17 protein-coding genes and 5 pseudogenes are annotated in these 21,196 nt (G+C 69.7%); 13 read left to right on the top strand and 9 right to left on the bottom strand.

Going from position 1 to position 21,196, the window contains the following annotated elements:
* Positions 1-179: 179 nt before the first annotated feature.
* A complete protein-coding gene (locus tag AC07AZ_RS26965) occupies positions 180-1,433 on the top strand; it encodes an acyltransferase family protein (protein WP_478852104.1) in 1,254 nt (417 codons plus the stop codon).
* A 60-nt stretch (positions 1,434-1,493) separates the two neighbouring features.
* Here AC07AZ_RS26965 and AC07AZ_RS26960 read toward each other — a convergent pair.
* A pseudogene (locus AC07AZ_RS26960) lies at positions 1,494-1,643 on the bottom strand (IS3-like element ISMyma3 family transposase); the annotation flags it as partial.
* A gap of 53 nt (positions 1,644-1,696) precedes the next feature.
* Between AC07AZ_RS26960 and AC07AZ_RS26955 the strand changes: the two are divergent.
* Positions 1,697-2,581, top strand: a pseudogene (locus AC07AZ_RS26955) (alpha/beta fold hydrolase); the annotation flags it as partial.
* Positions 2,582-2,646: 65 nt separating this feature from the next.
* Here AC07AZ_RS26955 and AC07AZ_RS26950 read toward each other — a convergent pair.
* Positions 2,647-3,510 (bottom strand): LysR family transcriptional regulator, encoded by an 864-nt coding sequence (locus AC07AZ_RS26950; RefSeq protein WP_478852102.1) that lies wholly within the window; start codon positions 3,508-3,510, stop codon positions 2,647-2,649.
* 93 nt (positions 3,511-3,603) lie between these two features.
* Between AC07AZ_RS26950 and AC07AZ_RS26945 the strand changes: the two genes are divergently transcribed.
* The 4 genes and pseudogenes from AC07AZ_RS26945 to AC07AZ_RS26930 all read left to right on the top strand — a co-directional run bounded on the left by AC07AZ_RS26945 (position 3,604) and on the right by AC07AZ_RS26930 (position 6,688).
* Positions 3,604-4,488: an aldo/keto reductase family oxidoreductase gene (locus tag AC07AZ_RS26945; RefSeq protein WP_478852100.1), complete on the top strand. Its 885-nt coding sequence runs from the start codon at positions 3,604-3,606 to the stop codon at positions 4,486-4,488.
* Positions 4,489-5,058: 570 nt separating this feature from the next.
* Positions 5,059-6,102, top strand: a complete 1,044-nt coding sequence (locus AC07AZ_RS26940; protein WP_478852098.1) for an alpha/beta hydrolase — start codon at positions 5,059-5,061, stop codon at positions 6,100-6,102.
* 112 nt (positions 6,103-6,214) lie between these two features.
* A pseudogene (locus AC07AZ_RS26935) lies at positions 6,215-6,265 on the top strand (hypothetical protein); the annotation flags it as partial.
* Positions 6,266-6,364: 99 nt separating this feature from the next.
* Positions 6,365-6,688, top strand: coding sequence for a hypothetical protein (locus tag AC07AZ_RS26930; RefSeq protein WP_478852096.1), 324 nt, complete (start codon positions 6,365-6,367; stop codon positions 6,686-6,688).
* On the opposite strand, the gene AC07AZ_RS26925 is transcribed toward AC07AZ_RS26930, so the two are convergent.
* The 3 genes and pseudogenes from AC07AZ_RS26925 to AC07AZ_RS26915 all read right to left on the bottom strand — a co-directional run bounded on the left by AC07AZ_RS26925 (position 6,607) and on the right by AC07AZ_RS26915 (position 9,819).
* Positions 6,607-7,452, bottom strand: a complete 846-nt coding sequence (locus AC07AZ_RS26925) for a class II fructose-bisphosphate aldolase (RefSeq protein ID WP_478852094.1) — start codon at positions 7,450-7,452, stop codon at positions 6,607-6,609. The genes AC07AZ_RS26930 and AC07AZ_RS26925 overlap by 82 nt on opposite strands.
* Positions 7,453-7,624: 172 nt before the next feature.
* A complete protein-coding gene (locus AC07AZ_RS26920) occupies positions 7,625-8,515 on the bottom strand; it encodes an SIS domain-containing protein (protein WP_478852092.1) in 891 nt (296 codons plus the stop codon).
* 75 nt (positions 8,516-8,590) lie between these two features.
* Positions 8,591-9,819, bottom strand: a pseudogene (locus tag AC07AZ_RS26915) (Gfo/Idh/MocA family protein).
* A gap of 731 nt (positions 9,820-10,550) precedes the next feature.
* On the opposite strand from AC07AZ_RS26915, the gene AC07AZ_RS26910 reads away from it, so the two are divergent.
* From AC07AZ_RS26910 to melA, 6 genes and pseudogenes are all read left to right on the top strand, one after another.
* Positions 10,551-11,366, top strand: a complete 816-nt coding sequence (locus AC07AZ_RS26910; RefSeq protein ID WP_478852090.1) for an endo alpha-1,4 polygalactosaminidase — start codon at positions 10,551-10,553, stop codon at positions 11,364-11,366.
* A 643-nt stretch (positions 11,367-12,009) separates the two neighbouring features.
* A pseudogene (locus tag AC07AZ_RS26905) lies at positions 12,010-13,340 on the top strand (ABC transporter substrate-binding protein).
* 12 nt (positions 13,341-13,352) lie between these two features.
* Positions 13,353-14,291 carry a carbohydrate ABC transporter permease gene (locus AC07AZ_RS26900; RefSeq protein WP_478852088.1) on the top strand — a complete coding sequence of 313 codons (939 nt, stop codon included), beginning with the start codon at positions 13,353-13,355 and terminating at the stop codon, positions 14,289-14,291.
* Positions 14,288-15,181, top strand: coding sequence for a carbohydrate ABC transporter permease (locus AC07AZ_RS26895; protein ID WP_478852086.1), 894 nt, complete (start codon positions 14,288-14,290; stop codon positions 15,179-15,181). Before AC07AZ_RS26900 ends, AC07AZ_RS26895 begins: the two co-directional genes overlap by 4 nt.
* Before the next feature lie 42 nt (positions 15,182-15,223).
* On the top strand, positions 15,224-16,180 hold the full coding sequence (locus tag AC07AZ_RS26890) for a carbohydrate kinase family protein (RefSeq protein ID WP_478852084.1): 957 nt from the start codon (positions 15,224-15,226) through the stop codon (positions 16,178-16,180).
* Positions 16,177-17,487, top strand: a complete 1,311-nt coding sequence (gene melA, locus AC07AZ_RS26885) for an alpha-galactosidase (protein WP_478852082.1) — start codon at positions 16,177-16,179, stop codon at positions 17,485-17,487. The genes AC07AZ_RS26890 and melA overlap by 4 nt, the downstream gene beginning before the upstream one ends.
* A 323-nt stretch (positions 17,488-17,810) precedes the next feature.
* On the opposite strand, the gene AC07AZ_RS26880 is transcribed toward melA, so the two are convergent.
* The 4 genes from AC07AZ_RS26880 to AC07AZ_RS26865 all read right to left on the bottom strand — a co-directional run bounded on the left by AC07AZ_RS26880 (position 17,811) and on the right by AC07AZ_RS26865 (position 20,383).
* Positions 17,811-18,017 (bottom strand): transposase, encoded by a 207-nt coding sequence (locus AC07AZ_RS26880; RefSeq protein WP_478852080.1) that lies wholly within the window; start codon positions 18,015-18,017, stop codon positions 17,811-17,813.
* Positions 18,018-18,060: 43 nt separating this feature from the next.
* Entirely contained in the window at positions 18,061-18,915 is an 855-nt protein-coding gene (locus tag AC07AZ_RS26875; protein ID WP_478852078.1) for a cyclase family protein, read from the bottom strand.
* Positions 18,916-18,918: 3 nt separating this feature from the next.
* Positions 18,919-19,308 carry a DUF2255 family protein gene (locus AC07AZ_RS26870; protein WP_478852076.1) on the bottom strand — a complete coding sequence of 130 codons (390 nt, stop codon included), beginning with the start codon at positions 19,306-19,308 and terminating at the stop codon, positions 18,919-18,921.
* Positions 19,309-19,417: 109 nt separating this feature from the next.
* Positions 19,418-20,383: an alpha/beta hydrolase family protein gene (locus AC07AZ_RS26865; protein ID WP_478852074.1), complete on the bottom strand. Its 966-nt coding sequence runs from the start codon at positions 20,381-20,383 to the stop codon at positions 19,418-19,420.
* A 119-nt stretch (positions 20,384-20,502) separates the two neighbouring features.
* Between AC07AZ_RS26865 and AC07AZ_RS26860 the strand changes: the two genes are divergently transcribed.
* A complete protein-coding gene (locus AC07AZ_RS26860) occupies positions 20,503-21,129 on the top strand; it encodes a TetR/AcrR family transcriptional regulator (protein ID WP_478852072.1) in 627 nt (208 codons plus the stop codon).
* The last annotated feature ends 67 nt before the right edge of the window (positions 21,130-21,196 follow it).

Raw genomic sequence — 21,196 nt, 5'->3', positions numbered from 1 at the left:
GCGAACGTTCCTCTTCCGCGACCAGGGCGGCCCGGACAACCTGTACAACTACCGAACGCACCCGCACATCGAAGACACCCCGCTCAGGACCGAAGACGTCTGCCCGACGACTCGGGGTGCCCAAGATAGGTATGGAACCCCCCACCCCCGCTTCTCCGGCACAGGAGCGGTCACCCTCCGTGCCGCTTCACTTCCCCGTGACTGTCGCGTCGGTCGGTCCATCGCGTTTGGGCTGGTTGGACGCGTTGCGTGGCATCGCGGCACTCCTTGTGGTGTTTGATCACTCGTCAGTCGCCTTCATGGCCGAGTTCCGGCGGGTGCTGATGCCGGAGTTCAACACCGGTCGGTACGGCATCATGGTGTTCTTCCTGGTGAGCGGCTACATCATTCCCGCGTCGCTCGAACGGCGAGGAAGCATCCGAACGTTCTGGATCGGACGGATCTTCCGCATCTACCCGTTATGCATGGTCGTCGTCACTGCGGTCCTCGCCGCCCATCTATTGGGCATCGCGCAGATCCGCGACTTCGGCGGGGAGAGCATCGCTGCGGTCGCCGTCGCCCATCTCACCCTGTTCCAGGAGTTGCTGGGGACTCCCAATCTTCTTCTCGTCCTATGGACACTCTCGTACGAAATGGCCTTCTACCTGCTGGTCGTCGCCCTTTTCTCGGTCCGGCTTCACCAGCGGTCGGCAACGTTCGCCGTCATTTTGGCATCGCTGGCCGCGGCCAGCGTGACAGCAGCGAGTGCGCTGCCTGCCTCTGCTTTGTCCGGTGCGGTAGGCGTCGGCCTGTTGGTAGTTGTTGCCGCGATCACCATGGCGGTCGCCATCTGCTGCGCGAGCGCAGGATCTCCCGTGCTCCGTGTGTTCGGTGCTGTGCTGGGAGGAGTGCTGGCACTCGTACTGGTCACGTGCAACGGCACCGTCCCCATGTGGGAGGGTCTTGTGATCCTCGCCGTGATGTTCCTCGGCACCGCCGTCTACCGGGCTGAAAGCGGTCAGAACACGTGGCGGTACGCGGCCGGCGCCGCCGTGGCTGTGGTGGCTTGTGCTGTGGGGAGTGCGTATCGGTACGGCGGAGGGGCCAACTTCACCCGGCGGGGTTGGATCGTGGCATTCCTGCTGGCCATGGCCACTTTTGGTGTCGGACTGGTGTTTCGCCGCCGGCGGATACCGCTGTGGTTGGCCGGGCTGGGAACGATCAGCTACTCGGTCTACCTGGTACACCCGGTGTTGCTGGCAGTGACAGATGGCACGATCGGCCGCTGGCAGCGGGACAATCTCGCGCTGGAGATCGCGTTCTATGCCGTGCTACTGCCTGTGAGTGTGTTGACGTACCGGGCAATCGAAGTGCCAGGTCAGACGTGGGGCCGGAGACTGGCGCGTCGCATTCCGGCTCCACGACGGGCATCTGGTCCCAAGGACGCTGAATAGCCGCCTGCAACACCCGACGCCTCGGACCGATGAGGTCCGAGGCGTCGGCACGGTCGCTTATGTCCGCACCGTTTCCGCGGCACCGATGCCCAGCTTCGCGGCGACCGCCTTCATCGTGGCCCACTCGGTCGGGTAGTTCGGGCGGACCTCCGCGACCATGCGCACCGCACGCTCACGAAGCTCGGGAGGGTAGGGGGACGGACGTGCCATGACTCCACCCAAGTCAGGGCAGTCTGGAGCCTCCATCGGACCCGGAGCGGTTCATGACCGCCATGGACCGGATCCGCAGCGCGCTCGGAGAGCGCTCCGTTTCCTACTACGGCATTTCCTGGGGCACCTACCTGGGTTCGATCTACCGAGCGCTGTTTCCCGAGAATGTCGACCGCGTGGTGCTCGACAGTTCGGTCGACCCCAACAAGCGCGGCTACGACGACTTCCGTACATTCAGTGAAGCAATGGGGGACCGCTGGCCCGATCTTGCCCGATTCGCGGTCGCCAGCAAGGACACAGTCGGTCTCGGCAGCACGCCCGGTGACGTGCGGCGAAACTACCTCGCCCTGGCGGCCGAGCTCGATCGTCGTCCTGTCTCGCTGCCGGGTACCAAAGCCCCGGTCAACGGCAATCTCATACGGTTCTTCACCTGGCAGCTCTCGTACAACGACGCGAGCATGATCGCGACGAAAGAGTCGCCGGTGCCCATGCTGGCCCGGCTGTGGCAGGCCCCAGCCGGCGTCGCAGCAGGAAATCCCAGCGACGCCGACCGTACCTTCCTCACGGAACTGACCAACGACTTCGTCGCCAACGGCACGATGCAGGGAGTTCCGCAAGACAAACTCTATTCAGCGGGCTGGGCGATCAGCTGTGGGGACAAGGCCTGGCCACGCCACATCAGGACTTATGCTCACAACACCGCTGTCGACCGGGCGAAGTTCCCACTCACGGCGGGTGCTCCGGCCAACATCACGCCCTGTTCGGCCTGGGCCTCGCATCCAACCGGCCCGGAGCCGAAGGTCAAACCAATTGGAAAGCGCAATGTACTGATTCTGCAGAATCGACGCGACCCGGCCACTCCGCTCAGTGCCGCTCGTGGCATGCGCCAGGCAATGGGTGGCGATGCAGTCTTGGTCGACGTCGATGCAGGGGGCCACGGAGTGCTGGTTCAAAAGCAAATGGGGGACGCTGTGATGAGCCATCCGAGCGTCTCCGAGGCCGGTCATAGCCGGGTGGCTGTGCGGATCAGCCCCGCGAGGGCGAGGGAGCGGCTGTGCGCGGGCCAGGCGATGTGGGTGACGACGGCGGGCGCGTCGGTCAGGGGGACGGCGGTGTGCTCGGCCCACAGCCAGGAGCGGGCGGAGTCGGGGAAAACGGCCACGGTGCGACCGAGGGCGATCAACTGGGCCAGCTGCGTCTGGTCGCGGATCTCGGGGCCCGGGCCGGGTGGATAGGCACCGTCGTGGGCCCAGCGGGCGAGCGGAAGATCGGGGATGTCGCTGATGTCGGCGAGGGACAGTGTCCTGTGCGTGGCGAGGGGGTGCCCGGCGGGCAAGACGGCGATCTGCCCTTCGGTCATCAGTTCCTCGCTGTCGAACCCGGTGAGGGAGTTGAACGGCGCGTGCATGAGCGCCACATCGGCGCGGCCGTCACGCAGCATCTCGCCCTGCTCGCACGTGCCGCTCGGCAGTACCTCGATCTCGGCGGCGTCGGGCTCGGCCGCGTAGGCGTCGAGGAGCTTGTGCAACAGTTCGTGGGATGAGCCGGCCTTCACCGCCAGTACCAGGCGGTTGCGGGAGCTGCCCGGACGGTCGGCGCCGCCGGCGCGGCGGGTGCGGCGGGCGGCGGCGGTGGTCGCGTCGAGGGCCGCGCGGCCCTCGTGCAGCAGCATCTCTCCGGCGTCGGTCAGGGAGACGCCGCGGCGGTTGCGTTGCAGTAGGGCGACGCCGAGGCGCCGCTCGAGTTGCTGAATCGCCCGGGTAAGCGGTGGCTGGGCCATGCCAAGGCGCTTGGCGGCACGGCCGAAGTGCAGTTCCTCGGCGACGGCCAGGAAGTACCTCAGCTCGCGGGTCTCCAAGGTGTCCATGGCCCCACCATACCTCGGTGATACCCACTGGGTATGACAGGGCACCGTATCGGTATTGGATGCGACGCCTGTCCGGGAGTGACCATCGACGGCATGAGCGAGACCACGAACACACCTTCCCCGTCACTGCCCGGCGGCACCTGGACCCTGGGCGACCTGACCGTCACTCGTTTCGGGTACGGCGCTATGCAGCTCGCCGGCCCCGGGGTTATGGGCATGCCCGCCGATCGCGACGGCGCGCTCGCGGTCCTGCGTGAGGCCGCCGCCCTGGGCATCACCCACATCGACACCTCCGGCGCCTACGGACCACGCTTCACCAACCAGTTGATCCGTGAAGCGCTGCACCCCTATGCCGCATCGCTGCACATCGTGACGAAGGTCGGCGCGGTCCGCGATGAGCAGGGCGGCTGGCCCCCTGCCCGGCGGCCCGAGGATCTGCGCCGCGCCGTTCACCAGAACCTTGAGGACCTCGGAGTCGACGCTCTCGACGTGGTCAATCTCCGGCTCGGCGACGCCCAGGGCCCCCGGCCCGGCTCGCTCGCCGAGCCCTTCGAGGCCCTCGTCGAACTCCAGCAGGAGGGCCTGATCCGGCACCTGGGAGTGAGCAACACGACGGCGGAGCAGGTCGCCGAGGCGCAGTCGATCGCGCCGATCGTGTGCGTGCAGAACATGTACAACCTCGCCTACCGTCAGGATGACGAACTGATCGACGACCTTGCCGCCAAGGGCATCGCCTACGTCCCGTTCTTCCCGCTCGGCGGCTTCACCCCGCTGCAGTCCGCGGCGCTGACCGCGGTCTCCGCCCGGCTGGATGCGACGCCGATGTCGGTCGCCCTGGCCTGGCTGCTGCAGCGGTCACCGAACATTCTGCTCATTCCCGGCACCTCGTCCGTGGCCCACCTGCGCGAGAACGTCACCGGCGCGGGACTCTCGCTCTCCGAGGAGGACCTCGCCGAGCTGGACAAGATCGGCCGCTGAACCTGCCCGGGGCGAGTCCGCCCGGTGAGGTCGAGCCGCGGATCCAGAGCAGGAGCCGCGAAACGCCATGCCGGCCGGGACGGCAGTGACTTCGTTGCGCGTCCCGGCCGGCATGGTCGGCGCACGCCACCACTCGGCCCTTCCCACGCGTGGTTTGGACCTTCTCGACCGTCTTCCTGAGGGCAGAAGGGGGCACCGGCGCCATGTGCCTGCCGACGGCCCAGTGGTGAGCCCAGGCCAACGAACAGCCCAGGATGACCGGCGCTGACGTCGGCCTGCTCGCGTGCTGGGGCCGCGATACCACGCCCCCCCATCAACGGAGACAGATCGCGTCATTGCAGAAGCTGGTGGCCGGCCATCGCCCCAGGCACCGAGATCAGCGCACGCGGTCCGCCACTACTGATACGTGACCGCCGCCCCACCCCTTCCAGGCCGCTCCTGCGGCCGCTCCGATGACAGGCCGACCTGCCCACCGGTAGCTACGGCTCGACCAACAACCCACTCGCCATCAGCCGCGCCTGCCGAGGCCTCATCCGAGACCGCGCTCGGCCAAGACAGCAAGGATTCTCCATGTCCTCGACCAAGTCCCGAAACCCAGTGGCCCTTCTCACCGTGGGCGCGGCGTCCGCCGCGCTGCTCGTCACCGCCGTCACGGTCGCGCCCCAGAACGCGTCGGCCGCCTCCGAGCGCGCATCGGGCGTCACCCGCCACACGATCACCGAAAAGGTCTCACTCACCGGCAGCGGACCGGCTGACCAGACGGTGAGTGCCGTGGAATACCGGCCGACCCGCGCCCGCGTGCGGGGCATCCAGGTGATGATCCCAGGCGTCACCTATGACCACAGGTATTTCGATCTCATGACAGACCGCGGCAGGATCTCGCAGGCCCGCGAGGCTGCTGAGGACGGCTGGATCACCGTCGCCGTGGACCGCCTGGGAACCGGCAACTCCAGCAGACCGGCCGCGGACGAGCTGAACGGCACGACTCACTCCGCCGCCATCCACCAACTGGTCACCAAGCTGAAGGCCGCCCATAAGGGGCTGCCGGTCGCACTGGTCGGCCACTCCATGGGCAGCGTGGTCGCCATCCAGGAAGCCGCGACCTACAAAGACGTCGACGCTGTCGTCGTCACGGGATTCATGCACCACGCCGGCGCCGGTCAGCTGCTGTTCAATGCTGCGATGCACCCCGCCGCCGAAGACGCCGCCTTCACCGACCGTGCGATACCGGACGGCTCCCTCACCACCCGGGACGGCATGCGCCAGCTGCTCTACTGGCCGTTCAACGCCGACCTGAGCACCGTCAAGGCCGACGATGCGGCCAAGCAGACCGCCACCATCGGAGAATTCACTTCCTTCGGAGACGAGCAGAGCAACGACACGTACGGCAAAAGCGTCGACGTTCCCCTCCTGTCGCTCGTGGGCCAGCACGACGGCCTGTACTTCGACCCCTCTGACCTGGACAAGACCCTCAAAGCGGAGACCGCCGCCTACCCGGCCAGCCCCGACGTCGACGTGAAGGCCATTCCCGGAGCCGGCCACGACCTGGCCCTCCAGCGCAACGCCGACAGCACCACCAACACCATCGACACATGGCTGTCCCGCAAGCTCTGACAGGACGTGGCACGGCCCCCAGCAAGACTGGGTAACAGGAGTTCACCCACCGTCCACTTCTGCGTCGGCTGTGTCGACAAGGACAGCAGCGTAAGCGGGCGGGCGAGGGGAGCTGAGCCGCCAGATCCAACGGCTCGAGAAGCATCACGGCACACGACTGCTGGACCGCACGCCCCAGGGCACCCGGCTCACTCCGGCCGGCCGGACGTTCCTTCCCCGGGCCCACATCCTGCTGCAGGCGGCCGGCCAGGTCGAGCTGGCCGTGCGTGAACAAGCCCAGACCGAACGAAGCGCCATCGGCTACGTCGAAGATCTGCTGATCACCGCCGCCGTACGGGAACTGCGCCGCCGTTACCCGGACGCCCAGATCGCCACCCGGCATCTGAGCTGCCGCGACGTCGGGGCACTGTCCGGCAAGCGCGTCGACGCCGTGATCGCGCGGGCCCCGCTGCCGCTCGCCGCCGACGACGTGTCACCACCCCGCTGTACCGGGCCGGCTCGGCGTCAGGGCGATGCGGGCGCCGTCAGTGTCGTGAGGCAGTCGGCGATCGTGTCGGTCATCGCGGACCGGGCCGGCGTCAGATAGCGGCGCGGGTCGACCAGTTCCGGCGCTTCGGCCAGTGCCCGACGGACCGCCCGGGTGAAGGCGACGTTGAGCAGCGTCCCGATGTTGATCTTCGTCATGCCGTGTTCGACGGCGGACCTCAGCGTCGGGTGCGGCACGCCGGAGGAGCCGTGCAGGACCAGGGGCACGGGCACCTCGTCGCGCAGGCGGGAGATCAGCTCGAGGTCCAGCGCGGCGCTGCGGGTGACCATGGCGTGGCTGCTGCCCACGGCGACGGCGAGGGCGTCCACGCCGGTCTCGGCCACGAACCGGGCGGCGTCCTTCGGGTCGGTGCGCACACCGGGGAGGTGCGCCGAGCCCTTGCCCCCGATCTCACCCAGTTCGGCCTCGATGAACAGGCCGTGGTCGTGCGCCCAGCGGGCGGCGGCGCGGGTCGCGGCGGTGTTCTTCTCGTCCGGCAGCCGGGAGGCGTCGTACATGACCGAACTGGCCCCGCACTCGGCCGTGCCGTGCAACAGTTCGACGTCCTCGACGTGATCCAGGTGCATCGCGAGCCTGGCTCCGCTGCTCGTGGCCGCCGCGGTCGTGGCGGCCGCCAACGGCATGACGTCGCCGCCGTAGTGGCGGACGGCGTTCTGGCTGATCTGCACGATCGCCGGCCGGCCGGTGCGCTGTGCGGCGTCGGCGACGGCCTGGACGTGTTCCAGTGTGATGACGTTGAAGGCGGCTATGCCGGAGCCCGACGCATGGGCTTCGGCGATCAGGTCCGCGGTGCGGCAGAGCATGACGTCCTTTCGGAGAGGGCGGGCGCGGCCGACGGCCGTCGAGGCGACGGACCCGGCGTTCGGGTGACCCCGGGCCCGCCTCGTCCCGGCCGACCGGGCCGGAAGGTGCGGCGTCCGGCCCGGTCCGCCGCCGGAAAGGCGGCACCGGTGTAAGACGTCGCCGGGTGCCGGGTCAGGAACCGGGCCGGTCCAGGATCACGGAGCGGCTGAGGGCGCGCGGCCGGTCGGGGTCGAGTCCCCTGCGCACGGCGCCGGCCTCGGCGAGCCGCTGCACCCGCACCAGGTCGGCCTGGGGGTCCTCGGGGTGATCCACGAAGTACGCGCCCGTGGCGGCGACGTCCGCCCGCAGTCCGTCCTCGTCCGCGCCGAAGTGCCACACCAGACGACCGGGCGCGGCGATGGCGATCGGGCCGTGCCGGTATTCCAGGGACGGGTAGGCCTCCGTCCAGCTCTGGGTGGCCTCACGCATCTTCAGGGATGCCTCGCGGGCGATGCCGTGCGCCCAACTGCGGCCGAGGAAGGTGATCTGGTCGGCGGCGAGCCACTCCTCGGGCAGTGGCGCGTCGAGTGCCGTGCGCGCGGCCTGCGCCAGCGGCTCGGCCGCCTCGCCCAGACCGGCGCGCAGGGCGGTGAGCGCGGTGGTCGCGAAGACGGTCTGCACGACCGACCTCTCGTCCGCGAAGGACAGGTCGAGGACGTCCTCGGCGGCGTCGACGATCGGGGTGGATGTGTCGGCGGTCAGGGCGACGGCCGGGAAACGGCCGCGCCTGCGCTCCAGCAGGTCCAGGATCTCGGTGGTGGTGCCGGACCGGGAGATCGCCACCAGTCGGTCGTAGGTGCGCTCGTGGGGGAACTCGGAGGCCGCGAAGTGGTCCGTCTCGCCCAGGCCTCGCCGTTCGCGCAGCGCGGCGTACACCTCGGCCATGAACCAGGAGGTGCCGCAGCCGACGACGGCAACCCGCTCGCCCGGGCGGGGCAGCAGATCCGCCGCCTCGGCCGCCACGCTCGCGGCCTTGAGCCAGGTCTGGGGCTGGCGGGCGATCTCCTCGCCTATGAACGACATGTGTGTGCTCCTTGCCGGAGGGACGGGCGCCGCGCGCAGGGGCGCTGCGTGGGTCGGTGGGGTGCGGAGGAGGGCTCAGTCGCTCCGGGAGGCCGGGGCGCGGGAGTCGGGCTGGTGGCGCGCGAAGTAGTCGGCGAGGTGCGGGTCGAGGGCGGGGACCTCCACCGGAGCGCCGCCCGAACGCAGGGACGTGGTGGCCGCGATGCCGGTCGCGACGGCTTCGCGGGCGGCGACGGGCGACGTCTCGGTTGCGCCGCCGTACGCGACGAAACGCAGGAACTCGTCGACGAGGGACTGATCCGCGCCTGCGTGCGAGCCGCCGGCCGCTTCGGCGGGGGGCAGGGTCAGATCGGCCTCGGGGCGGTAGCCGGACCGCCGCCGGTTCCACACCTTGATCACCGGGGCGTCGCCCTGGACGCCGTCCCCGAGGTTCTCGATCCGGCCCTCGTCGCCGATGACGGTGTAGTTGCGCCAGTAGTCGGGGGTGAAGTGGCATTGCTGGTAGCTCGTGAGCACCCCGTTGTCGAGGCGGGTCAGCACCATGCTGATGTCCTCCACGTCGATGACGGGGTTGAGAGCGCGGACGGCGGCCAGACGCCCTCGTCGAACCAGTCCTGCACCCGCTCCGACCCCTGTGGCCGGGTACGGCGGTGCGGACTGGCCCCGTAGACGGACAGGTCGCCCAGTGCGGTCACCGTGCGGGCGCAGCCGCCCGCCAGCCAATGGATCGCGTCCAGGTCGTGCGCGCCCTTCTGGAGCAACAGGCCGGTGGTCCGGGCCCGTTCGGCGTGCCAGTCCTTGAAGTAGTAGTCGCCGCCGTGGCCGACGAAATGCCGGCACCACACGGCCCGCACGGTTCCGATCGCCCCCTCGTCGACGAGCCTGCGCATGGCGCGCAGGACCGGCAGATGGCGGAGGTTGTGCCCGACGTACAGCCGGGTGCCGGTGCGGGCCGCGGCGGCCAGGACCCGGTCGCAGTCGTCGAGGTCGACGGCCAGAGGCTTCTCGACGAACACAGCGACACCCGCTTCGAGGAAGTACAGGGCCGGAGCGGTGTGGATGTCGTCCGGGGTGAGGACGAAGACGGCGTCCAGGCCGTCCGCGAGCATGTCCTCGTAGCGCTCGTGGACTTGGACGCCGGCCCCGAAGACCGTCCGGGCGTCGGCGCGGCCGCGCTCGGACGTATCGGCGCAGGAGACCACGCGGGCCGAGCCGGGCCGCTCGGCCAGGACGGCCAGCCCGGCTCGCTGGCCTGTGCCGACGACACCGACGCGCAGTTCCGGCCCGGTCGGCTGGTTGGTCATGGAACACCCCTTCGTCCCGGACGGGGAGACGTGGCCGACGCCTGGGCGTCGTAGGCCGGTCGGACGGTCGGCCGCGGTACGCGGTGGCCGACGGACTCGCCGCGTACCGGGGGCGCTGTGAAGACGGAGCCCGCACGGGAGGCGCGGCAGACATGTGCCACGACGCATCCCGGACCGGCAACGCACCCCGGGCTCGACCGTGACACCCATGACAATAGATGCTTGAAAATGCTCCATCAATGCTCACTTCAAGCAAGTTCAAGCATTTTTACGGACCGACCGGCGCCGCCGTATGCGCCGAACTCGCCGGCCGGCCTGTCCGGCCAACTCGCCCCGATCCAGGGCGAGAGCCGACGTACCGTCGCCGTCGTGGACGACCAGGACACCACGATCCTCCTGGAGCCCGGTCCGTCGGTGACCAGGACCGAATGGGCCCAGTTCACCGGCCACTACCGGCTCCTGCTGAACAATGCCGCGGCCGTCGTCCTGTCCGGCAGCCTGCCGCCCGGCTTACGGGCGCCCCGACTCGCCCCGTACCAGGGGGACTTCGGCGGCGCGTTGACATCCTCACAGGGGATCGCTTTACTCCCGGACAACGCTGGAGTCACGCTCCGCGTTCAGAGGCACGCCCAGCCGGTATGCGGGCCCCGCGCCGCAAGCCCGGCCCGAGTCGCCAGGACATCCCACGTGTCCGAGGCGGGGACGTGCCCGCTTCCTCTGGAGCTCACCGCATGAGCAGCCTCAACACCACCTCCCGCAAACTCACCGGTGCGGCCGTCGGCGCTGTGGCCCTGACCGGCGCTCTGCTCGTCCAGGCGCCCTCGACGCAGGCCGCGACCGTATCCCTGCCGCCCACACATGCCGCCTTCGACTACCAGATCGGAGGCGCCTACACGCCGCCGACCGGCGTCAGGGTCGTCACCCGCGACCACACCGCCTCCCCGGCGGCGGGCCTGTACAACATCTGCTACGTCAACGCCTTCCAGGCGCAGCCGGGCGCCGAGAGCGACTGGGACTCGGACCTGTTGCTGCGCGACTCCGCGGGCAAGGTCGTCTATGACGAGGACTGGGGCGAGGCCCTCCTCGACGTCGGCACGGCCGCCAAGCGGCAGCGGATCGCCAACACGATCGGAGCCCAGATCGACGGCTGCCGGAACAAGGGCTTCCAGGCCGTCGAGCCCGACAACTACGACAGCTACACCCGCTCCGGGAACCGCCTGACGGCGAACAACGCACAGGCGTTCATCAAGCTGCTCTCCGCCCGTGCCCACGCGGACGGCCTGGCCATCGCCCAGAAGAACACCGCCGAACTGGCCGGCAACCGCACGGCCAACGGCCTCGACTTCGCCGTGGCCGAGGAGTGCGGCCAGTACGACGAGTGCGGCGACTACACCAGCGCCTTCGGCAACAACGTGATCGTGATCGAGTACACCGGCGCCGGCAGGTCGAAGGCGTGCAAGGGGTGGGGCGGCACGCTGAGCATCGTCCAGCGCGACGTGGACGTCTCGCCGGCCGGCACCAGCGGGTACGTCCGCAAGACCTGCTAGAGCGCGCGTCGGCCTGTGGCGGCTCGGTGAGCCGTCACAGGCTGATGTCGCGCGTGTCCACGCAGGCTCCATGCTCAATCATGCGCATTTCACCGGTGTTTCACGCAGGTCCAAACGCTGCCCGCCTCTTGACAGCCGCCCGGTACCGTCGTTTAACTCCTGGCCAACGCCGCAGTCGAAGCACTCGGCGGCAGAGGTACGCCCAGCCGGTAGGTGGCCACGCGTCAGAAGTCCGGACTGAGTCGCCAGGACCCCGTCGGGGTCCGAGGCGGGGACGTGCCCACCAGGTTCTGGGCCCGGACATGATCCTTATCCGCGCGACTCCCCGCGGCCGCCTTGACACGGCCACCGTGCCTGGACGCACTTCCCGTGCGGACCGACCGGCCCGGTCTCCCGACGTCCACACCCGACCGGCCTCGCCTCACCCGGGACGCGCGGTGTCGGCGACAGCGGCACGACCGCCGTCCGCCTCGTTACGCGCCCGACGCTGAGCACCGCCCGCCGCGACGCCACGGCCGACGGAGAGAGGCCGTACACCCGGCCCCGCCGGGACCACCGGCCTTCGCCGCGGCCGGAACGCCGTACACCGGACGCACCCCTTGTGCGGAAACGCGTGTCCCACAGCTCCACACCGGAGGTACCCATGTATGCGGTCACCCGCAGCGCGCAGCCCGCACGCCGCGACGTGCTGCGCGCCGGCGCGGCTCTGGCCACCGCGGCGGCCGCGGGCCTGTCGGCCGCCGGCTGCGCGGCGGGCGGCGACGACGGCGTCAGCGCCGACGGCACCGTGACCATCGAGATGTGGCACGGCCAGACCGACACCGGCAAGAAGGCCGTGGAATCCCTGGTCGCCTCCTTCATGCGCAGCCACCCCCGCATCCGGGTCGAGTTGGGCGGCGGAGTCCTCGCCGACGCGATGCTCCAGAAGGTGACGGCCGCCCTCGCCGCCGGCTCCTACCCGGACATCGCCTACATCTTCGGCTCCGACCTGGCGAGCGTCGCCCGCAGCCCGCAGGTCGTCGACCTCACCGACACGGTGCGGCACGCCCCCGCTCCCTGGACGAGCTACTGGGAACCGGCGCGCGAGGCCGTGACCGTCAACGACCAGGTGCGCGCCGCGCCCGCGCTGTTGGACTCGCTCGCCGTGGTCTGCAACAAGAAGCTCTTCCGGCAGGCCGGCCTGCCGCTGCCCGAAGCGGGCTGGCGATGGGACGACTTCGTCGCCACCGCCAAGGCGCTCACCGACGCCGGCGGCGGCCGCTTCGGCACCGGCTGGCCCGGCGTCGGCGACGAGGACACCGTCTGGCGCCTGTGGCCCATGATCTGGGACCTAGGCGGCGACGTCGTCGCCGGCGACGGCAAGCACATCGGATTCGGCGACACCGGGACCCGCGCCCTGGAGGTGGTGGCCGCCCTGGCCCGCGACAAGAGCGTCTACGTCGACCCGAAGCCGGGCAGCGAGCAGATGTACCAGGTCTTCGAGTCCGGCCGCATGGGCATGGTCGTCACCGGTCCGTGGCAGTTGCCCGACATCCAGCAGGCGAAGATCGACTACCACGTCGTGCCGCTGCCCAGCTTCTCCGGTCGGCCGGTGACCATCAGCGGACCCGACACCTGGACCGTGTTCGACAACGGCGGCGCCCGCAAGCGGGCCGCCAAGACCTTCGTGAGCTGGCTCATACAGCCCGCACAGGACGTGCGCTGGGACATCGAGGCGGGCAGCCTGCCGCTCAGCCGCCGGACCCGCGATCTGCCCGCCTGGCAGCACAAGGAGAGCGGCACCGAGGGCCTGGGGGTGTTCACCAAGGCCCTCGTTTCACGGCCCGGGTACGCCCCGTCCACGCCGCCTATCCGCAGATCTCGCAGGCTCTCGGACAGGCCGTCGTCGCCGTGCTGCTGGGGCGGAGCAGCCCCGCAGAGGCACTGCGCGCCTGCGCTGCCGACGCCAACGCCGCACTGCTCATCCCGCGCTGAGGAGCCCCCGTCATGTCGCGACTGCCCACCCCGATCACCGTCTCCGGGCCCCCGGACAGCCGGCGAGCCCTGCGCCGCAGACGAACCGGTGAGGCCGCCATGGCCTGGACGTTCGTCTCCCCCGCCGTCCTGATCATCATCGGCCTGAGCGTGGTACCCATCATCTGGTCGCTGCTGCTGTCCTTCCAGGCCGACGACCTCGTCACCCCCAGCCGTTGGGTGGGCCTGGACAACTACCGCGCCCTCGCCCAGGACCCGCACGTCAGCCAGGCCCTGCGCAACACCCTGCTGTACACCGCGCTGTACGTGCCCGCGAGCATGGCGGTGGGCCTGCTCCTCGCCCTCGCGCTCAACCGGCGCATCCGTTTCGTCGGGCTCTACCGCACCCTGTACTTCGTCCCGTTCGTGGTCTCCGCGACCGCCCAGGGCGTGCTGTTCTCCTTCATTCTGGACCCGGAGTTCGGCGCCGCCAACGCCGTACTGCACCACCTCGGCATCCCGTCCCAGGGCTTCCTCACCGACCCCTCCCAGGCACTTCCCGTACTTGTCGCGATCAGCCTGTGGAGCGGTACGGGCTTCTGCCTGGTGATCTACCTCGCGGCACTCCAGGACGTGCCGGCCTCGCTGATCGAGGCGGCCCGGCTGGACGGCGCCGGCCGCCTCCAGCTCCTGCGCCACGTCACGCTGCCCGCCCTCACGCCCGTCACGGTCTTCCTGCTGCTGTGGCAGACCATCGAGTCCCTCCAGACGTTCGACCTCGTGTACGTCACCACCAAGGGCGGCCCTCTCGGCTCCACCACGGTGATCGTCTACTTCATCTGGCGGCAGGCCTTCCAGAACGCCACCGCCGGATACGGGGCCGCCTCCGCCTACGTCCTGGCCGTGGCCCTGGGCCTGATCGGCCTGATCTTCCAGTTCGTCCGCCGCCGCGTCCAGGGGGCCTCCGTATGACCACCGTCTCCGCCCCGCCCGGCGCCGCACAGGCGGCCTCCTCCGCCCCCCGGCCCGACGCGCGACGACGGCACCCGCTACTGCCGTTCAGCCCCTGGCACCTGCTGCTCGCGCCGATGGCCCTGCTCTTCGCGGTACCGCTGATCTGGCTGGCGCTCAGCTCGGTCATGAGCAATGCGGAGATCAACCGCTTCCCGCCGGCGCTGTGGCCCTCCCACCTCGACCTGGGCGGCTACCGCTATGTGCTGGGCAACGCGATGTTCCCCCGCTGGTTCGCCAACTCGTTCGTCGTCAGCCTCGTCACGGTCACCGCGAACCTCGTGCTCGGCACCCTCGGCGGCTACGCGTTCGCCCGGATGCGGTTTGCCGGCTCCCGGCTGCTGCTGGGCCTGATGCTGGCCACGATGGCGATCCCGTTCCAACTGACGATGATCCCCACGTTCCTGGTGATGAGGCAGCTCGGCCTCATCGACACCCTCGGCGCGCTGATCGTGCCGTCCCTGGTCACGCCCTTCTCGGTGTTCCTCCTGCGCCAGTTCTTCCTCTCGCTGCCCCGCGAGCTGGAGGAAGCCGCCTGGATCGACGGCTGCTCACGGCTTCACCTGCTGTGGCGGATCGTGCTGCCGCTGTCCCGGCCGGCCCTCAGCACGGTGGCCGTCCTGACGTTTCTGAGCACCTGGAACGACCTGACCTGGCCCCTGATCGCGATCAACCACGACACCCAGTACACGCTCCAGCTCGGCCTCACCACCTTCCAGGGACAACACCACACCCAGTGGGCCGCCGTGATGGCCGGGAACGTCATCGCCGTGCTGCCGGTCCTGCTCGCCTTCCTCGGCGCGCAGAAGGCGTTCATCCAGTCCATCACCTCCACCGGTCTCAAGGGCTGACCCCGTTCGCACCCGACACACCACTCAGTCAGGAACACCTCAATGCCGCACACCTTCGACCTGCTCGTCATCGGTGACGTCAACCCCGACGTCGTCGTCGGCCCGCTCGTCGGCCCGCTCGCCTTCGGCCAGCGCGAACAGTTGGTGCCCACCGGCACCCTCACCGTCGGGGGATCCGGCGCGATCGTCGCCTGCGGGGCCGCACGCCTCGGCCTCAGAGTCGCCTTCGCCGGCCGGGTGGGCGACGACGACGCCGGCCGCTACATGCGCGACCGGCTCGGCGCCCACGGCGTCGACACCGAGGCGCTGCGGCTCGACCCCCGCCGGCCCACCCCCATGACGGTCGTGCTCACCCGCGGGGACGACCGGGCCATCGTCACCGCCCCCGGCACCCTGGCCGCGACCACGGCCGACGACGTGCCCGCGACGCTGCTAGGGGCCGCGCGGCACGTCCACTCGGCCTCCTACTTCCTGATGCCACAGCTCGCGGTCGCGCTCCCGGAACTCCTGCGCACCGCACGTCGGCACGGCGCCACCACCTCCCTGGACACCAACGACGACCCGGCGGGCCGGTGGGAGGCCTCGGGCCTGGACGCGGTCCTGGCCCACACCGACTTCCTGCTGCCGAACGCCGCCGAAGCCCGGCGCCTGGCCCGCCTCGGCACCGACGATCCCGCCGAGGCCGCCGCACGGCTCGCCCGCCGTGGCCCGGTCACCGCGGTCAAGAACGGCGCCGACGGCGCGCTGTGCCACGACGGTGAACGGCTCTTCACCACCCGGGGCATCCGGGTCCGGCCGGTCGACGCGGTGGGCGCCGGGGACAGTTTCGACGCCGGATTCATCGCCGCCCTGCTCGACGGGACACCCCTGCCGGAAGCGCTCCGCTTCGCCGCGGTCTGCGGAGCCCTGTCCACCCGTGCTCACGGCGGTACCACCGCACAGCCCACGCGGGACGAAGCCCTCGCCCGCCTTTCCGAGACCGAGGAAACCCCGGTATGACCACCCCCAAGATCGCCTTCATCGGCGCAGGCAGCGTCGTCTTCACCCAGGGACTGATCGCCGACCTCCTCGCGTTCGCCGAACTGAAGTCGGCGCACATCGCGTTGCACGACATCGACACCGAGCGTCTGGCCACCGCGTACGCCGCCGCCGTCCGGATCGCAGACACCCTCGGCGCCGATCCCACCGTCACTGCGGACACCGACCGCCGCAAGGCCCTGGCGGAGGCCGACTTCGTCATCAACATCGTGCAGATCGGTATGGGCGAGGCCACCCGGACCGACTTCGAGGTACCGGCCCGCTACGGCGTACGCCAGACCATCGGCGACACCCTCGGCATCGGAGGCATCTTCCGCGCCCTGCGCACCTTCCCGTTCCTCAGCGAACTGGGACGAGACATCGCCGAGGTCTGCCCGCAGGCCTGGCTGCTGAACTACACCAACCCCATGGCCATGAACGTCCAGTACCTGACGCAGGCCACCGGCCTGACCCGGGTGGTGGGACTGTGCCACTCGGTGTACTGGACGATGCGCGACCTCGCCGATCTGGTCAAGGTCCCCTACGAGGAGATCAGTTACCACGCCGCGGGCGTCAACCATCAGGCGTGGGTGCTGCGCTTCGAGCACCAGGGCCGGAGCCTCTACCCGAAGCTCGACGAACTGATCGCCTCCGACGACCAGTTGCGCCGCAGGGTCCGGGTCGACATGTACCGCCGGCTCGGCTACTACCCGACGGAGACCAGCGAGCACTCCTCCGAGTACGTTCCCTGGTACCTGCACCACAGCAGCGAGGTCGAACGGCTGCGGCTGCCGATCGGCGAGTACCTCAAGATCGTCGACGAGAACGTCGCCACCTACGAGAAGACCCGCGACGCGCTGACCGCCGGGGCACCGGTCGCCGTCGAGGGGACGATGGAGTACGCGCCCCAGATCATCCACAGCATGGTCACCGGCACCCCGCGCACGGTCTACGGCAACGTCCCCAACCGGGCCCTGATCGACAACCTGCCCGCGCACGGCGTCGTCGAGGTGCCGTGCCTGGTGGACTCGCTGGGCGTCCAGCCGACCCGAGTCGGTTCCCTCCCGCCCCAGCTGGCGGCGCTCAACCGCACCTACCTGAGCGCGAACGACCTGGTGGTGCGGGCGGTGATCGAGGACGAACCGCGGCACATCAGGCACGCGGCGATGACCGACCCCGCCACGGCCGCGGCCCTGCCGGTCGAGGACATCTGGCGTTTGTGCGACGACATGGTCACCGCCCACGGCGACCTCCTCCAGCCCGGGCTGCGTGTCCGCCTGGGCTCGTGAGCGGCTGCGACCGGCGGGCCAGCAGTGCGTCGGCCCGCCGGCCGGACCAGGTGCAAATGCCCGGCACGCTCCGACAGCGTCATGCCGTTCTTCTTCGGCAGCTCCGCAAGCAGTCCCTCGATGAACTGCGCGAACACCACCCGCGGCTCCGGCCGGTTGAACAAGAACCCCAACGACCCGGTCAACACCGATAGTTCGGCATCCCACTCGGCTATCTGCCCAGCCGTCACACCCAGCATCATGCCCGGTCAACGACGCACCGCAGGCTCCGTCACAAGATCTCCGGCTGTAGTACGAGTGAGTCGGGGATACAACGAAGCGCCTCACGGCGCACACAAGCCATAGACCGTCTCCCACGGGCCGTACCCCTCGGGCACGTCCCGCCACGGAGCACCAGCGCGAGTGCGCCAGCGTATGCCGTCTATCAGCTGCCGCTTGGTGTGCACCGGCGGATGCCCGGGCTTCTTCCCGGCCGGGAGCAGCGGCTCCAGTCTCGCCCACTGCGCATTCGTCAGATCGTGCCTCGCCACGAAGTGGATCTTGACATATCAAGATCCACTTCTGAAACGCACCCTAGAACACGGCGATGGGGTTGACCGGTGTCCCGCTGGCCCCGTGGATGCGCGGCGGGGCGAGGAGGAGCAGGAAGCTGTTGCGGCCGGTCTCGGCACAGGTGCTCGTGAGAGCTTCAAGGTCGGCGCTGTCGACGAGGGGCAGTCCGAGGTCGTGGAGGCCGCGCCGGTGAAGGGGCATGGGATCGGTGGGATCGAGTGGTGGCCAGGCATCGCCGGTATCCCCGACCCAGACGCTGATCCGGCGTTCATCGAGCCAGGCGACCGCTGACCGGTCAAGTCCTGGCATTGCCGCTCTGTTCGGGTTGACGGGATCGCAGCCGGTCCGGACGACGATCGCGTCTCCGGATTGAACGGTGGTGTCTGCGGCCCGTGTTGCCGTATCAAGGGTGCGTGCGGTGATCGGGTACCCGTCGGCAAGCCGGGTACCGGGTGCGAGGTCCAGGAACACACCTCGTGTCAGGATGCCGGCACCGAATACAGCGGTGGATCCGGTGGTGACACCGGCGGGGGTGACCCGGTCTTCGACGGGGACGCCTGGGTAGACGGTGCCGTCGACGATGATGTGGGAGAGCGCGTCGAGGTGCGTGATGGCGGGGTGGTGCGGGGTGATCATCCACTGTTCGGCGATCGCTGCCGGCGGGGTGCCGGTGTAGAGGATGGACTGCTGCCAGGCGGCTTCGCCGTCGGTGGCGGCACCGGGTCCGACCGGCGCGGGTCTGGGGTGCACGGCGCGGGCGAGGGAGACCGTTCGGCCGGTGCGGGCTGCCGCGAGGGCGCGGGTACGGACGGTGTCGGTGATGTAGTGCAGTGTGCCGAGCTCGTCGTCAGCACCCCACCGGGGCGTGTCGGGCATCTGTCAGCTCCGATCAGTGGGACGGACGGGGAGGACGCGGGCTATCTGTTCCCGCGAACGGGCGAGGAGTCCGGCGGAGAAGTACGGGTCGTCGCCGTACTTGGCGGTGTACGCGGCATCGACGAGGTCCTTCGTCGGGCCGTCGGTGACATGGGTGAAGACGACGGGGCCGGAGAAGTCGCCGAAAGAGGCGATTCCTGCCCGCTGCCGGATCGCGGCGGCGAACCACCTGGATTCCGGGTTCCCGCTGCGCACGAAGATCGCGTCTGCGACATGGACAGCCCACACCCAGATCAAGGTGCCGGGGGTGACGCCGTCGCCGCGGAAGGGCGCTATGCGGAAGTCGTCCGCCGTGGCGATCGTGTCGAGCTGCCGGGAGGTCCAGCCGGTCATGGAATGCGGTCCTTTCCGCCGAGGGGAGGCAGACGGTGCCGCCGTTGCCGGTGTCGCAGCGGCGGCACCGCCGCGAGAGTTGCTCGCGGTTGCTCGCAGTTCCTTGCCGTCACTTGCCGTCTATGCGGCCGATCGCCGTTCCGGCCTCGGCGAGGGCGGAGGCTGCCTTGTCCCAGCTGGTGTCGGACGGGTTCAGGGCGCTGCGCAGATAGGCGGTGGTCAAGCGCTGCAGGACAGCGACGCGCTCCGGGTTCTCGTCGGTGGTTTCCGCGGCTTCCCAGTTCGGGATACCGCCCAGGGAGTGTTCCGCACCGAACAGGGTGAGCAGGTCGGTGGCTCCGGGGCTGTGCGTGTAGGCGTCGGTGAACCAGTCCGGGCCGCGGCTGGACATCTTGGACTGGTCGTGGTCGCCGGCGACCACGAGCGTCGGCGTGGTCAGCTCGGCGAAGGACGGGTTCATGAACGGGAAGTGCTCCTTGGCGAACGGGTGCAGTTCCTCGCCACCGATCCCGGTCGCGGCCAGCAGCACACCGGCCTTGACCCGTCGGTCCGCGTAGTCCCTGCCCACGTGCCCGGATCCGTCGAGGATGCGGGCACCGAGTAGCATCTGAACCGTCTGCGCGCCCCAGGAGTGGCCGGCGACGACGACCTGGTCCCGGTCCACCCGCCCGGCAAGCCCCGGTACGGCCGCTTCCACGGTGTCGAACTGGTCGAGAACGCGTACCAGGTCCGCGTACCGTTCGGTCCAGATCTGCCCGAACGCCGGGTCGTCGAATCCGATGCCGTTCCGCCGGGAATCCAGGTGGGTCGGCTGCACCACGACGAAGCCCTGCGATGCCCAGAACGCGGTCAGCGGAGCGTATCCGTCCAGCGACCAGCCGTTGCCGTGCGAGAACAGCAGTACCGGCAGGCTCTCACCGGCCACCGGTGCGGAGACCCGCACCGCGAGCGGAACGGCCCGGCCGGGGGCGTCCAGTGCGACAGGGGCGACGGACACGACTCGGTCGCCGGCGCCGACGACCTCGTCCAGGGCGTGCACGATCGGAGTATCGGTTGTTGCGGGAGCGCTGCTCATGAGAGTCCTCTGTCCTTTGCGTTCTGGGTTCCCGCCGTCAACAATGAAAGCGGAGCGACGCTCCACATGATACGGAACATTGCTCCGCTTCGCAAAAAGCCTCGACGAAAGTACCTTCGATGACCGACCCGAACACCCCTGGCGCAGCACCGCGCAGCAAGCGGACCGACGCCCGCCGCAACGAGCGGGTCCTGCTCGATGCGGCCGCAGCCGTATTCGTCACGCACGGGGTCGACGCGCCAGTGCGGTTGATCGCGGCGCAGGCGGGTGTGGGGATGGGGACGATCTACCGGCACTTCCCGACCCGCCCCGCTCTGATCGCGGCGGTCTATCGTCACCAGGTCGAAGCGCTGGCCGAGGCCGGGCCGGCCCTGCTGCAGGAGGCAGCGGAACCCAGCGGGGCGTTGCGGCGGTGGGTGGCCGGGTTCGTGGACTTCCTCGTCACCAAGCACGGGCTGGCCGGCGCCATGGGGGCCGATGCCGACGGCGCGGACGCCCTGCACCGGTACTTCCTCGACCAACTGGTACCCGTCTGCGACGCCCTCCTGCTTGCGGCGCTCGGCGACACCGGCACAAAACAGATCTCCGGGTTCATGCTCATGCGCGGCATCGGCAACCTCTGCATCGGCGCCGGTAACGACGCCCGCTACGACGCCGGCCGCTTGGTCGACCTGCTCGTCACCGGCCTTCTCACCACCGAGCAGCGGAGCGGCCGTTCACGCTCCGAGGGAGACGCCGCTCACTGACTTCGCGCTTTGATGAAGCAGGCCCCGTTCCGTCGGCCGTTACCGAGCGCGGCCGTCACGGCGGCCG

The organism is Streptomyces sp. NPDC043878 (assembly GCF_056435735.1).
Note: the sequence above shows the minus strand (reverse complement) of the source record. Positions and strands in the feature narration are given on the sequence as shown.